Source organism: Saccharopolyspora tripterygii (genome assembly GCF_054778355.1).
Window position 1 is genome coordinate 1 of record NZ_BAAGZP010000025.1, and the last position, 12,231, is coordinate 12,231.

14 protein-coding genes and 1 pseudogene are annotated in these 12,231 nt (G+C 69.4%); 7 read left to right on the forward strand and 8 right to left on the reverse strand.

Annotated elements, in window-relative coordinates; all coding sequences use genetic code 11:
* Window positions 1-292: 292 nt before the first annotated feature.
* The 4 genes from ACYVF3_RS19365 to ACYVF3_RS19380 all read right to left on the reverse strand — a co-directional run bounded on the left by ACYVF3_RS19365 (window position 293) and on the right by ACYVF3_RS19380 (window position 3,900).
* The gene (locus ACYVF3_RS19365) at window positions 293-571 is read right to left on the reverse strand and encodes a DUF6343 family protein (protein WP_461155641.1); all 279 of its coding nucleotides are present in this window, start codon (window positions 569-571) and stop codon (window positions 293-295) included.
* A 328-nt stretch (window positions 572-899) separates the two neighbouring features.
* Window positions 900-1,994 (reverse strand): DUF1015 family protein, encoded by a 1,095-nt coding sequence (locus ACYVF3_RS19370; RefSeq protein WP_461155642.1) that lies wholly within the window; start codon window positions 1,992-1,994, stop codon window positions 900-902.
* Window positions 1,991-3,001, reverse strand: a complete 1,011-nt coding sequence (locus ACYVF3_RS19375; protein WP_461155643.1) for an NAD(P)-dependent oxidoreductase — start codon at window positions 2,999-3,001, stop codon at window positions 1,991-1,993. Before ACYVF3_RS19375 ends, ACYVF3_RS19370 begins: the two co-directional genes overlap by 4 nt.
* A 524-nt stretch (window positions 3,002-3,525) precedes the next feature.
* Complete coding sequence (locus ACYVF3_RS19380; protein WP_461155644.1) at window positions 3,526-3,900, reverse strand: hypothetical protein; 375 nt, start codon at window positions 3,898-3,900, stop codon at window positions 3,526-3,528.
* A gap of 204 nt (window positions 3,901-4,104) precedes the next feature.
* Between ACYVF3_RS19380 and ACYVF3_RS19385 the strand changes: the two genes are divergently transcribed.
* From ACYVF3_RS19385 to ACYVF3_RS19405, 5 genes and pseudogenes are all read left to right on the forward strand, one after another.
* The gene (locus tag ACYVF3_RS19385) at window positions 4,105-4,566 is read left to right on the forward strand and encodes an ABC transporter permease (protein WP_461155645.1); all 462 of its coding nucleotides are present in this window, start codon (window positions 4,105-4,107) and stop codon (window positions 4,564-4,566) included.
* Window positions 4,553-4,702, forward strand: coding sequence for a hypothetical protein (locus ACYVF3_RS19390; RefSeq protein WP_461155646.1), 150 nt, complete (start codon window positions 4,553-4,555; stop codon window positions 4,700-4,702). The genes ACYVF3_RS19385 and ACYVF3_RS19390 overlap by 14 nt, the downstream gene beginning before the upstream one ends.
* 78 nt (window positions 4,703-4,780) lie before the next feature.
* Entirely contained in the window at window positions 4,781-5,197 is a 417-nt protein-coding gene (locus ACYVF3_RS19395; RefSeq protein ID WP_461155647.1) for a CBS domain-containing protein, read from the forward strand.
* Between the two features lie 145 nt (window positions 5,198-5,342).
* Window positions 5,343-5,818, forward strand: a pseudogene (locus tag ACYVF3_RS19400) (aldehyde dehydrogenase family protein); the annotation flags it as partial.
* Window positions 5,819-5,893: 75 nt separating this feature from the next.
* The gene (locus tag ACYVF3_RS19405; RefSeq protein WP_461155684.1) at window positions 5,894-6,118 is read left to right on the forward strand and encodes an aldehyde dehydrogenase family protein; all 225 of its coding nucleotides are present in this window, start codon (window positions 5,894-5,896) and stop codon (window positions 6,116-6,118) included.
* Window positions 6,119-6,317: 199 nt separating this feature from the next.
* Here ACYVF3_RS19405 and ACYVF3_RS19410 read toward each other — a convergent pair whose 3' ends face one another.
* Window positions 6,318-6,656, reverse strand: coding sequence for a plasmid stabilization protein (locus tag ACYVF3_RS19410; protein ID WP_461155648.1), 339 nt, complete (start codon window positions 6,654-6,656; stop codon window positions 6,318-6,320).
* 499 nt (window positions 6,657-7,155) lie between these two features.
* Between ACYVF3_RS19410 and ACYVF3_RS19415 the strand changes: the two genes are divergently transcribed.
* Window positions 7,156-8,037, forward strand: a complete 882-nt coding sequence (locus ACYVF3_RS19415) for a Rieske (2Fe-2S) protein (RefSeq protein WP_461155649.1) — start codon at window positions 7,156-7,158, stop codon at window positions 8,035-8,037.
* A gap of 370 nt (window positions 8,038-8,407) precedes the next feature.
* A complete protein-coding gene (locus ACYVF3_RS19420; RefSeq protein WP_461155650.1) occupies window positions 8,408-8,584 on the forward strand; it encodes a glycoside hydrolase family 15 protein in 177 nt (58 codons plus the stop codon).
* Window positions 8,585-8,626: 42 nt separating this feature from the next.
* Here ACYVF3_RS19420 and ACYVF3_RS19425 read toward each other — a convergent pair whose 3' ends face one another.
* From ACYVF3_RS19425 to ACYVF3_RS19435, 3 genes are all read right to left on the reverse strand, one after another.
* On the reverse strand, window positions 8,627-9,928 hold the full coding sequence (locus ACYVF3_RS19425) for a cytochrome P450 (protein ID WP_461155651.1): 1,302 nt from the start codon (window positions 9,926-9,928) through the stop codon (window positions 8,627-8,629).
* 115 nt (window positions 9,929-10,043) lie between these two features.
* On the reverse strand, window positions 10,044-11,042 hold the full coding sequence (locus ACYVF3_RS19430) for an iron-containing redox enzyme family protein (RefSeq protein ID WP_461155652.1): 999 nt from the start codon (window positions 11,040-11,042) through the stop codon (window positions 10,044-10,046).
* 16 nt (window positions 11,043-11,058) lie between these two features.
* Window positions 11,059-12,192, reverse strand: a complete 1,134-nt coding sequence (locus tag ACYVF3_RS19435; RefSeq protein WP_461155653.1) for a carboxylate-amine ligase — start codon at window positions 12,190-12,192, stop codon at window positions 11,059-11,061.
* Between the last annotated feature and the right edge of the window lie 39 nt (window positions 12,193-12,231).

Here is a 12,231-nt window from a genome sequence, read left to right on the forward strand (position 1 = left end):
GCTACAGCGGCCTGACACCACTCAACCCCGCGTGTCAACCAAAGCCTGGGCAGTCCCGCACGACTTGATCGCGCCCGATCGCTTCGATGACGCTCACGTCGAACAACCCCTCTTCGAGCCCGCCCGGTGTCCGGGCAGATGCGCATGCCCGCCGCTGTAGTTCTGGCCGTGGCCGACGGCCACCAGGAAGCCTCGGTAGAGACCTGTTCGCCGAGGCCCAGGACGTAGTCCAGCGGGCAGCGCGGCCGGGTCGACGAGCGTCGCGAGGTGCAGCCCCGCTTGGTACGCTCCCTCAGCCTGGCTCGCCGCGGCGTTTACGGTGGGCGACCCAAGCGAAGTCGACCGCCGCGATCACCGCGAGCGCCACGAGGACCCACGCCAGCCACGCCAGCTCGGCGAGCCATAGCAACAGCAGCACCGCGGCAACGGTGCAGAACGCCAATCCGAACCCGGCCAGCCACAGTCGCAGGGTCAGTGCGCTCCGGGCGTGCGGTGCTCCGCCGAACCCGGCCATCGGATCGTGGTAGCCGGGCAGGCCCCGTTCGTAATCGGCACGTTCGCGCTTTCCCATGGCCCTCGGTTACCCGTGCGCCACTCCGTCACGCCCGACCAGCCCGGTGACTTGCAACAGGCACAGCGCGGCGCCGCGATCACCCGAGTGACCGTCGCGGTTCGCAACTCGTCTCGGAATCCCAGGTACGCCGTCCCGCGGTCATCGGACGAGGCCGGACGAGGGGTGGACCGTCGCGAGCACGGCTCGGACGCGGACTTTCCGATATCGACGGTGTCGGGAGGAGGGGCGAGCAGGCTAGTCCTGCCAACCGCGATCAAGTTCTACGCATCGCGGAGCGCTGACCGCACCGCAGCGTCCCCAGGTGTTCGCCGCGGACATCGTCGGGTCAGGCTGGCGCGGTCAGGTCGCGCACGAACAGGCCGGGGATGGGTTTCGGAGCGAACCACGTCGATTTCGGTGGCATCACCAGGCCGGCGTCGGTCACCGCCATGATCTGCTCGACGCTGGGCGGGTGGACCTCGAACAGCACCGCCCGGTCGGCGGAGATCCGGCATCTCTCAGGCGGGCCGTTGCCGCAGGAGGTCGGGGTGATCCCGAGCTCGGGCAACACCTCTTCGTCGAGAGCGACGATGTCCAACGAGGCGCGCGCGTGTCCGTCCGGCCCGCGCGGTCGCAGCTTCAGCCGGTGGTGCTCGCCGGCGAAGCGCACCACCACGACCCCTGGCTCCGGCGTCGGCGTCGGCGTCGAGCGCTCCTCCCATCTTTCCATCACCGCAAGAGACCCCAGCTTCTCGAGCACATCCGCCGGGGATTCGCCCTGCATGGGCAGGCAGCGGTGGTAGCCGAAGACCCGCATCTCGTCGGCGGGGAACAGCGAGGCGAGAGTGAACGCGGACGGGTGTTCCGGGCCGAGGTCGTGGCGTTCGGCGAAGCGCCCGGCCGCGGCGAGCCTGTGGTGTCCGTCGGCGATGTAGAGAGCCTCGAGTGCGCCCAATCCCAGTTCGGCGGCCCGCGCGAGACCGGGGTCCTGCGGGAACCACGCGGTGTGCCGTGTGCCGTCTTCGGTGGTGAGGTCCACGTCGGGCTCGGTCGCCGTGACCTTCTCGGTCACCGATCGCAGGGCTCGATCGGGGGAGTGGGTGAGGGTCACCGGCGTCCGCTCGATCCGGGACTCCTCGATGTGCTCATCCATCAGCCGGTCGCGGTCGGGCCGCGTGGCTTCGTGCGGCCGGATGCGGCCGACCCGGTAGCAATCGACCGAGACCTCCGCGACGACACCGGTTTGGTGGTGGTTCCCGTTGGCGATGCGGTACACGACCAGGGCCGGACCGGACAAGCGCTGGTACCGACCGGAGACCGGGGCTTCGCGGTTCCGACTGGCACCGGGCGTGTCCTCGTCGCAGCGGCGGCCCACGCGCAGGCCGCGCGGCAGCCGCGCGATGACTCCTGCGCCGGTCGCCTCGGCGCGCGGGGTGCTCATGACCGCTCGTTCGCGGGCAGGGACGGGGCGCCCTTCCGGGGCGGTTGCGGGTTCACGCAGTGCAACGCGATGCCCGCTCTCACGTACTCCTCGATCACGTGCACGGCCTCGGCGGCCACCGCCTGCTGGGCTTGTTCGGTCGACGCTCCGATGTGGTGGGTGCCGCAGACGTTGGGGTGCGCGGCGAGCCGGGATGTGAAGGTGCCCGTTCCGGTGGTGGGTTCGTCGGCGAAGACGTCGATGCCCGCGCGCACTCCCTTGGCCTCCATCGCCTCGATCAGCGCGTCCTCGTCGATCAGGTCGCCGCGTGCGGTGTTGAGGATGATCGTCCCGGGCTGCACCTGCGCCAGCAGATCGCGGTCGACGAGGCTCCTGGTGGTGTCGGTGGCGGGCACGTGCAGCGACAGCACGTCGCAGGTGCGCGCGAGTGCGGGCAGGTCGTCGACGAGGGTGACTCCGATCTCCCGGGCGCGCTCCAGAGTCCGCCGGTCGCGACCGGGTTTGCCCACGGCGTGCACGTGCGTGCCGAACGCGGCGGCTCGTTCGGCGAACGCGAGGCCGACCCGACCGAGCCCGACGACGCCTACGTCGCGACCGAAGATCCCGCGCGCCTGCGAGTGGCGCTTCTTGTCCCACCTGCCCGCGCGCAGATCGGCCACGTTGTCGGCGATGTCGCGGTCGATCGCCAGCAGCAGCGCGCAGGCCAGCTCTGCGACCGCGATCGCGTTGCGCCCGGGCACGTTGCACACGCGGATCCCCAGGCGGGAGGCCGCGTCGGTGTCGATCGTGTTGGTGCCCGAGCCGGCCCGGATCACCAGCCGCAGCGCGTCGGCGGATTCCAGCGCCTGAGCCGTGACGCGGGTGCTGCGCACGACCAGCGACTCGTACCCGGCGAGCTCCGCGGGCAGTTGGTCCGCCGTCGTGTCCGGCTCGTAGTCGCAGTCGTGCGCTGCGGCTAGCCGGTTCCGGTGTTCCTCGGGGAAGACGTCGGCGACCAGGATCCTCATCGGGCCCTCCAGACGATCAGCGCACCGCGGGGCGGTGGGATGCAGACCTCCGTGTTGCTCATAGCGCACCACAGTGCTGATGACGCAATGCTGCGGCTGGTCTTCCGAACGCGTCAACACCTCGTTCGGGGCAGCCGACCGCCCGATCGATTAGGGCCGTCACATCAGTGATGATTGAAATTAACTCGTCTATGATTGGCGCACAGAATTCTACGATCGGCAACGCGACGAAGTTGCGAATTCGGTGCGTGCTCTGAATCTTCACGCGCTGGCCGGTGCGGTTGTCGGTCTAGTACTTGGGCATGGGTGGACCTTTCAGAGAAAGGCCCCGCGCCGCGCCTTACGAGTGGTTGGTCTGGGCTGGGCTCTCTCAAGATGGCTGCCGGTGGGGGTGTCCTGGAGTACGCGCGCTTCTGTTCGTCGCAAGCGACTGATGGTGGTCAAGCGCCGATCGGCTAATGCTTCCGAAATGAGAACGGCGGCCGAGCCAGCCAAGAGTGCGACTCGGCCCGCGAGCGGTGTGGTCATTGTTTGCGCGCGTAGGCCACCCCGCCGCCGACGGCACCGAGCGTTACCAGCGCGCCCACCGCGACGCCCGCCCACAGCAGAGTCGAGCTCGCGCCGGTCGGAGCGGAGGCGAGTTGGATCGTCACCTCGGGCGTGCCGACTGGATTCGGCACGGTCATCGGAGACCCAAGGACCGGCCTGGCTGCTCTGGTCAACGACGCTGGAGACGCAAGCGGCTTGGGGGTGAACCCTGCGGCCGTCGCGGTCGCCGGCTTGTGCTCGTCGGCTGTCACGCACTCGTCGGTCGCGTACGCGACCGGGGCTGACAGCGCGAGCGGCGCGGCAGCCACCGCGATGATTCCCGCCTTGGAAACGATCTTCAGTTTACCCATGGGGCGTTCCTCTCACCCGCTAAGCCGCACACCCATCGGTGCGGACCCTGCCGCCGTGATCTCGCACGTCGACAACTGGATAGCGCCGGACGGCAGGTCGTCGTTACCAGTCGGACGCTGTGGTCTAGGGCACGTCATGCGGGACCCGTCTTCCACTACCTAGAGCACTCACTGCGACGGGAATGGAGACATGATCGACGCTCAATGTCCGGACTCACCCGGTTGGTTGCGAAGCCGCTGCCGATCGCGTTCAGCGGACCGAGCAGCGGGACCAAGAGCACCGGCGTGTCGGCGTTCGGAGTCGAGCCCGGCTCCGCGCTCGCTCCCGAGAGCAGCAAGATCGGCGGCAACGCAGCGGTCCTGTCCGCGACCGCCGCTGAAGAGCTCGGGGTCGCGCCCGGCGTGCAGTTCACCCTCGCGGGGCAGGACCTGGTGGTCGCCGGCGTGGGCGGCGACGCGTCGTTCAGCCACACCCCGGTCATCTGGACGAGCCTCGACACCTGGCAGAAGACCGCACCGCCGACCAGCCGGGGCGACGGCCCGACCGCCAGCGTCGCTGGTGAAGAACTCCATCATCGTCCGCATGCGCTCGGGGGTGAAGACGTTCCCCTGCCCGGCGATCATCGCGCTGAACACGGCGCCGGGGGCCGACGTGGCGCCTGGTGACCAGGAAGCGGGCACCGCGACGGTGTCCAAGGCGGACTCGCTGAACGCGATCGGCTCGTACTCCTCCGAGAACGGTTCGCTGCAGCCGATGTGCGGCCTCCTGGCGGGGGCCAGCCCGCAGCTCGCTCACAGCTGATGTGTGTGCAGGACGGGTTCTGGGTACGACGTCGGGCAGCCGGGAATCCGGTCGATGACGTAGTTTGTGGAGGGTCCTATGACTACCGCACGTGAGATCATGAACCCGAGTGCGGAGTGCGTCCGCACCGACCAAACAGCTGCTGATGCTGCCAGGATCATGGGCGAGCACAAGGTCGGAGCCTTGCCCCTGTGCGGTCCCGACAACAAGATCAAGGGCGTTGTCACCGATCGCGACCTCGTGGTGAAGGTTCTCTCGAAGGGCCGTAATCCGGGTTCGTTTCCGGCGGGGGATCTCAACCAGGTCGAAGCGGTCACGATCGGCGCGGACGACGATGTCGAGGAGCTCTTGGCGACGATGACCCGGCACAAGGTTCGTCGCACTCCTGTGATCGACCACGGGTCGCTGGTCGGGATGGTCTCGCTGGCTGACGTGGCGAGAGCGCTACCGCACCCGGAAACCGGGGAGCTGGTGGAGGCCCTTTCCGTCGACTGAGCGATCTCGTCCTGGGGATGCGGGCAAGGGCAGGGGTCTCCTCGAGACTCCGCGCCGGTCGCGATTCGCCAGCGTTTCCACCGCGGTGAGAGGAGCGCAGATGAACCGAGCGCAGGCTCCGGAGCGCTGTCCGAGCTTCGACACCATGCCCATCGCGGGGGAATGGCGTGCTGGTGCTAGCGGCCGCAGTCGTGCCGACCATGACCCGTGGAGCGGTGAAACCCTGGCCGAGATCCCCTTGGCGAGCGCCGATGATGTCGAGGAGGCGTTCGGCGCAGCCCTCAGCGCCCAGCGCGAATGGGCCGAGACCGCCCCGGCTGAGCGCGCTGCGGTGCTGCGCCGGGCCGCCGCCATCCTGGAGGACCGCAAGGCCGAGCTTCTGGACTGGCTCGTCCGCGAGTCCGGCGGCACCCTCGCCAAAGCGGAGTTGGAGTGGAGCCTGGTCCGCGCGGGGTTGCACGAAGCGGCCACGATGCCGCACCACGTTGAGGGGAGGATCATGCCCTCCGACGTGCCGGCAAGGAGAGCCGCGTCTACCACCGACCGGTCGGCGTGGTGGCCGTGATCAGCCCGTGGAATTTCCCGTTCCAGCTCACGAACCGATCGGTCGCCCCGGCTCTGGCCGTGGGCAACGCCGGCGTGCTCAAACCCGCGAGCGACACGCCGGTGTCGGGCGGTCTGCTGCTGTCCAGCTCGGTGTTCACCCGCGATGCCGAGCGAGGTGCGGATTTCGCGCTCCGCGTCGAGACGGGCATGACGACCCACGTCAACGACGCGCCCGTCAACGACGACCCGAACACGGCGTTCGGCGGGGAGAAGGCTTCGGGCATCGGTCGCTTCGGCGGCCAGTGGGCCATCGAGGAGTTCACCACCGACCACTGGGTGAGCGTCCAGCACCAGCGGCGTACCTACCCGATCTGAGGCTGGGCTCCCTGGCAGTTTGAGCGCCACGGCTGTGGTTCGTCAGGCGACCTAGGTGAAACGGGCGCTGCCCAGTGGGCCCCGCGACTTTCGCGTCCGGCACTTGCCGACCGCAGAGCGCTTCATCGCCGTGTAGTGGTTGCCCGGGCCGCTGCCGTGCGACGGTTCGGCATGGAACGGCTCGTGTTCGCAGGTTCCTTCAACGCGTTCCGCGCAGCGCCCTCTCCAGCTCGCTCTTGGACATCTTGGACCGCCCTGGAACGTGCTGCCGACGAGCATCATCGTAGAGCTGCTTCCTGGTCCGTCCACCGGGACCGCTGCGCTTACCGGACCGAAGGCCACCACGGCGTTCGGGAGAGGTGTCCTGAGTGGAGGTCGTGCTCCGCTGACGGGCCTGGCCCTGTTGGGCCCGATCCTTGTTGACCGTGCGTGCTGCGATCTCCTTGGCGCGGCCTTCGCCAGATCCGCGCTCGCGGGTCTCTTCCTTGATGTGCTCGTACTGTCGTTCTTGCTTTCTGTTCCACGTCTGCTGCGGCACTGATCTTCACTCCTCGGCCACCTCGTGACGGAAGATTCACTCCTCGCGGTCTAAGGAATACCCGCTTCGTGGTCGAGAAAACCTCGACGTAGGTGCGCCCTGCCGAGAACCTCGTTTTGTCGCAACCCGGTAGGGGTACAACACTGCTGATATGCGCCCAGTTCGTCGCTGGTTGAGTGGGCGACGGTCGGCTCGGCTCGGCTCCGCACGGCTTGCCAACTCAACGTGGTGTGACGTCGAAGGCAGATGACGGACGGGAACGTGCTGTGAGCACTAGAGCGACGGAAGCGCCGTGAGGGAGCCGCAAGCTGCATCACCCGCTGGTGGTGACACGGAGGGCTCGGTCGGGTTTGTCGTCGAGCGTTCCCCGGGCAGACTTGCAGTGCGGTCATCGAGCGGATTTCTCGGACGTGGACTGCTAACCGGATGTCCGCGAACTCATGTCGCAGTCGCCGATGGCGGCGGTGGGCCGGAGATGCGATCACGTGAGGAGACGCTGATGCCGGAGCGGGAGATGTTCGGACGACGGTTGGCGCGACGTGTCAAGTGGCTGGACCCGCTCGAGGACCGGCTCCTGCCTTTGGTGCGAGGTGCGTTGCGAAAGGCCATGCCGGTGCGGAACTTCCTGGACGGGACGTGGCTGGGCGTTCCGTTGCACCCGGCGCTGACCGACGTGCCGGTGGGAGCGATGACGACGGCGCTGGTCCTCGACGTCGCGGAATCGGTCTCGGGAGACCGGCGGTGCGGCGCGGCGGCGGACCGCGCCTTGACCGTGGGCGTCCTCTCGACCGTTCCCGCGGCGATGACCGGTACCTCCGACTGGCGAGACCTGAAGGGCGAATCGAGGCGAGTGGCCGGCGCGCACGCCCTGCTCAACGTGGCGGGCTTGGTGCTGAACCTGGCATCCCTGGCAGGACGGGCGAAGGGCCACCGGCGGTTGGCCAAGACGAGTTCTGGGGCGGCTTACGCGCTGTCGTCGATCGCGGCCCACATCGGAGGTGAGCTGAGCTACGGAATGGGCCTTCGCGTCAACCAGGAGCCGACGCACGGAGGCCCGGCCGAGTTCACCGACGTGCTCGCGGAGGAGGACTTGCGCCCCGGCGAGCTGACACGAGTGGACGTCGCCGGTGAAGCGGTGCTGCTGGCGCGTTCGCGCGCGGGAGTTCCGATGGCGATCGGGGCGGTGTGCAGCCATGCCGGGGGACGGTTGGAGGAGGGGGAGCGGGACGGAGACCGGGTGATCTGCCCCTTGCACGGGTCCTGCTTCGAGATGGCGACCGGCGAGGTGGTCGACGGGCCTGCGGTTTTCGGCCAGCCGAGGTACGAGGCCCTGGCGCAGGACGGCCGGATCGCGATCCGGCGCGCCGGATCCGAGATCTGAACGCGGACGTGGCGGTCGCCCGGGTGCGGAACGCGGGCGACCGCGCTGAGTCGTGCGAGTGCGACCTGTGACAGGCGCTCCCGTCCGAGCGGAGTCGTTGCGACAGGTGCTTTCCCACGAGCTGACGCTCTTTCGCGCGGCGATTGTCGCTTCCACAATGGACGCTAACGGTCCGGGTCGCGCTACCTCTCGGTGATCCGCGGGGGCCGCGGCCACCGTCGATACCGTTCGACACGACCTCTCCGAAGACGGCTACGTGTACCGGTTCCGGAGGTCAGGTCGGCCCCTCGCCGATGACGAGGGCGCGTTCCTGATGTGCGGCTTGTTCATGGCCCTCGCCGAACACGATCGAGGGAACTAGATCGCTGCCATGCGCTGGTTCGAGCGGAACCGAGCCGCCTGCGGCCCGCCGGGCCTGTTCTCGGAGGAGTTCGACGTGGGGCAACGTCAACTCCGGGGCAACTTTCCGCAGGCGTTCGTGCACGCCCTCCTGCTCGAATCGAGTGTGCGGCTGGGGCCGGAAGGTGAGCGCTCCTGCGGGATGTGACGTACGCGTCGGCTGGGCCCGCGGTTGCCCGGGGCCCCTCGGTCATCCCGGCGCTGACTCGAGCGCAGAACGGGAGGACCTGGGCTGGGCGTCGGTTCTCCTGCTCGGAGGCGAGTCCGGGAGCGCGAGGACGAATCCGCTGCGCGGACGCGCGGGGATGCGCCGCAGCGAGATCGTCAGGTCTTGTACGGGAACGTGGAAGTCCTTGCGGGCCAACCGCGCTGACAGGGTTGACAAGATCGCGACCGCGGTGGGTTCGCCCGGGCAGCGGTGGTGGGCCACCGGGTCGCCGGCTCCCTGGGGCACGAGCTCGAACGGTCCGATCTGGCGGCCGAGGAACCGCTCGGGCCGGAACGCGAACGGCTCGTCCCACAGCTCCCGGTCGTGGTTGTGCCCCCACAGGTCGAGCAGGACCATCGTGCCTCGCGGAATCGGTTCGCCGCGCCAGGTCAGGTCTCGGACCGCGAGACCTCCAATGAAGGGCGCGAAGGGGTAGAAACGGCGCACCTCGTGCGCGAAGGCCTCGGTGAACTCCTCGTCGCCCGCGGCGAGGCGTTCGCGGTGCTGGGGCCAGCGGTGCATCGCGTGTGCGGCGTGGGTGACGAACCAGCTCACCGCGGCGGCCGGACGGATGATGTTGAGCAGTTCGACGGCGGCGAGCCGGGGCGTGAGTTCCTGTCCGTCGGCGTCGCGATGGTGCGCTGCCGCAGCGAGGGCGGAGTCCGGCGAGGGGGCCGCCCGACCGGCCCGGACTGCGTTGACCAGCTCCGCCAGCCAGGCTTCGCGGCGGCGGCGCGCCCGGCGGGCGCGCCAATGGCGGGGCCCGGGCGTGGCGAAGCCGTCCACCATCGCGATCAGGTCTTGCGCCACCCCGTCCGCCTCGGATTCCGCTAGCGGAACCCCGATCGCGCGGCACACACCTCGAGTGATGGCTCGTGCCGCTTCGTCGAACAGCACGACTTGCTGCCCGGCTCGCCACCCGGCGACGGTGTCGTCCCAGGCCGCACCGACAGCGTCAGCGATGCCCTCGGCCGCTTCGGGGGTGAGCAGTGAGAGGAAGAACGCCTTGCGGTGGCGATGTTGTCCGTCGTCGAGCGTGTGCACGGCGTCTTCGCCGAAGAGCGTCTTCTGCACCGGCATCGGGATCGCTGAACGTCGTTGCACGTGGTCCTCGTCGTAGAAGAACCGCGCGGCGTCCGGCCCGCACAGCCCGACCGCGCGCTGACCGAGCAGGCGGGTGTGCGCCACACCGGCTTCCGAGCGGGCGCGCAGGCCGGGCAACCACGCGTACCCCACCAACAGTGCCGGTATTGACTCGTCGACCAAGCCCCGTGCCAATCGCATGCCCACCGGACTACCCCGGACGCGCTTGGTCAAACAGCACGAGGTGGGACCGGACGGGTTGGCGCGTGGCGTGGTCCGCTGGTCGCGCACCCGAAAGACGTAGTGCGGTCGTGCCTCAGTTCGTGGTGAGTTCCGGGACGTCTAGTGGGCGCAGCAGCGAGGTCTCGCCTCGGGCCCAGGCGCTGAGCAGGTGGTCGGCGAGCCTGCCCTCCAGCAGCTCGGTGGCCTGGACGCCGAAGACGACGTCCTCGGCCAGCTGCGGTTCCCGGCTCAGCAGGTCACCGATCACGTCACGCCGCATGACCTGTTCGTGCACCGCGTCCGCCTCGACGTGCTCGGTGAAGAAGTCGACGCACGCCTGCCCGGCTCCGAGCGTCTCGAGGGCTGCGGCCAGGCGTTGCGCGCTGGGAGCGGTGGTGATCTCGGCCGCCGCGAAGTGACCGACCAGCGCACCGCGCAGGCCCTGGTGCAGGCCCAGCAGCGACATGAGGTTCACGATGGCGATCTGCGGCGCGGGCACCACGTCCAGGTAGTGCAGGTACTCGGCTGACATCTCAGCGCCCGCCAGAAGATCGGCGAACAAGCGCGAGTGAACGCGTTCGCCGCGCCCACCGCCGAACTCGTCGAACTCCACCGCCACCAGTGCCGCTTTCGCCTGTCCCTGCAGCCGCGGGATGACCCAGGCGTGCGGGTCGGCCTCCTTGAGGTGGTAGATCGAGCGGTGGGCGAAGTACTCCCGCATCTGCCACCACTCGCCGCGATCGCGCAGGTGGTGCGAGACGCCGTTGCCGGGCACGGGTTCGACGAGCAGGCCGTCGAGGATCCCGGCGACGTCGTCGGAGGCCTCGGTGGCGGTGCGCAGCGCCCTCAGGAAGACGTTCTCGAGCGCGCGGCGGAAGGCCAGCAGGTCCGGTGACCACTCCCATTCGGGGGAGACACCGGGGAAGCCGCGGTAGTGCAGCTCGTAGCAGGTGTGCAGAGCCACCGCGAGGTCGGCGCCGTAGGGGTCGCTCTCGCCGATCGATGGAGGAGGGGCTGGGATGGGGCGCTGCTGGCTGAGCGCGTCGGTCACGGCGGCCGACAGCGGGCCGCGCGGTTCCGGCAGAGCGGTCATCGGGTTTCCTCTCACATCACGGCCGGACTTGGAGCGCGGCGAGCAGCGCTCGGTCTCCTCGCGCCGCCGCCGCGCGTTGTCTCCGGGCGCCGGTGCCGCAGTGCAGCAGCCCGGCGACGAGCTTGCGGACCGCCGCCAGGTCGCGGTCCTCCTCCAGCGCGTTGGCGGCCCACCGGACCATGCCGTGCACGAGTTCGGCCGCCGGCGCCCGGCACTGCCCCAGCAGGTCGATCCCGGGTCCGTCGAGCCCGTGGCGCGCCGCGGCCCAGACGGCAGCTTGCTCGATCCGTTCGTCGAACTGCTGCGCCTCGCGACCTAGCTCCAGCTCGCGCAGGGCGGTGGCCACCAGCGCCCTGGACAGCACGGCCTGCAGCAGCGACTCACCGACGGTCGTGCCCGCATCCGCGACCCGCAGCTCGATCGTCGGCAAGTGCGGTGAGGGTCGTGCCAGCCAGAACGACATGGCGTCGTCGATGAGCACACCGCAGTCCACCAGCCGAGCGACCTGGGCGTCGTGGTCGGCCGCTGAGCGGAACCGGGGCGGGATGCCCGCACCGGGAAACCGCGATTGCTGCACCATGCGCCAGCTCGCGTAGCCCGAATCCGCACCGAGGTGGAACGGTGAGTTCGCCGACATCGCCAACAGCGAGGGCAACCACCTGTGCAGGTGGTTGATCACGGCCACCGCGGTGTCCCGGTCGGGCACGCCGACGTGCACGTGGCACCCGCAGGCCTGGTACTCGGCGACGATCGCGCGATAGGTCTCAGCGATCTGGCCGAAGCGCGACCCGTCGGAGACCGGACCCGGTGCGCCCGGCAGCGGCGGTGTGCCCGACGAGAGCAGGGTCAAGCCCTCGGCGTGGGCGGCTCTGCTCATCTGCCCCCGCGCTCGCCGCAACTGCGCGTGCAGCTGGAGCGAGGAGGTGCACACGTCAGTGGTGGCCTCGGCCTGGCTGGTCAGGAGCTCGGGCTGGACTCTGAGCGGCGGGAGGATGTCCGCCGCAGCGGCCAGCACGGCGGGACCTCGCGCCGAGGGCGCGCCGGTGACGGGGTCGACGACGAGGAACTCCTCTTCGACCCCGAAGGTCAGGTCTGACCCCGGAGCAGGCTCGGCGGCCGGTTCGACGTCCTCGATCGCCGGAGTGTTCACCGTGCGCTCCTCCCGGTCGGTGCGCTCTGGCTGCACGTG

Excerpts from the sequence above, each read along its gene's own strand:
- ACYVF3_RS19375 (WP_461155643.1), bottom strand. The coding sequence starts at position 3,001 with ATGAGGATCCTGGTCGCCGACGTCTTCCCCGAGGAACACCGGAACCGG.
- ACYVF3_RS19425 (WP_461155651.1), bottom strand. The coding sequence starts at position 9,928 with ATGCGATTGGCACGGGGCTTGGTCGACGAGTCAATACCGGCACTGTTG.
- ACYVF3_RS19430 (WP_461155652.1), bottom strand. The coding sequence starts at position 11,042 with ATGACCGCTCTGCCGGAACCGCGCGGCCCGCTGTCGGCCGCCGTGACC.
- ACYVF3_RS19380 (WP_461155644.1), bottom strand. The coding sequence starts at position 3,900 with ATGGGTAAACTGAAGATCGTTTCCAAGGCGGGAATCATCGCGGTGGCT.
- ACYVF3_RS19365 (WP_461155641.1), bottom strand. The coding sequence starts at position 571 with ATGGGAAAGCGCGAACGTGCCGATTACGAACGGGGCCTGCCCGGCTAC.
- ACYVF3_RS19385 (WP_461155645.1), top strand. The coding sequence starts at position 4,105 with ATGTCCGGACTCACCCGGTTGGTTGCGAAGCCGCTGCCGATCGCGTTC.
- ACYVF3_RS19415 (WP_461155649.1), top strand. The coding sequence starts at position 7,156 with ATGCCGGAGCGGGAGATGTTCGGACGACGGTTGGCGCGACGTGTCAAG.
- ACYVF3_RS19395 (WP_461155647.1), top strand. The coding sequence starts at position 4,781 with ATGACTACCGCACGTGAGATCATGAACCCGAGTGCGGAGTGCGTCCGC.
- ACYVF3_RS19370 (WP_461155642.1), bottom strand. The coding sequence starts at position 1,994 with ATGAGCACCCCGCGCGCCGAGGCGACCGGCGCAGGAGTCATCGCGCGG.
- ACYVF3_RS19420 (WP_461155650.1), top strand. The coding sequence starts at position 8,408 with ATGCGCTGGTTCGAGCGGAACCGAGCCGCCTGCGGCCCGCCGGGCCTG.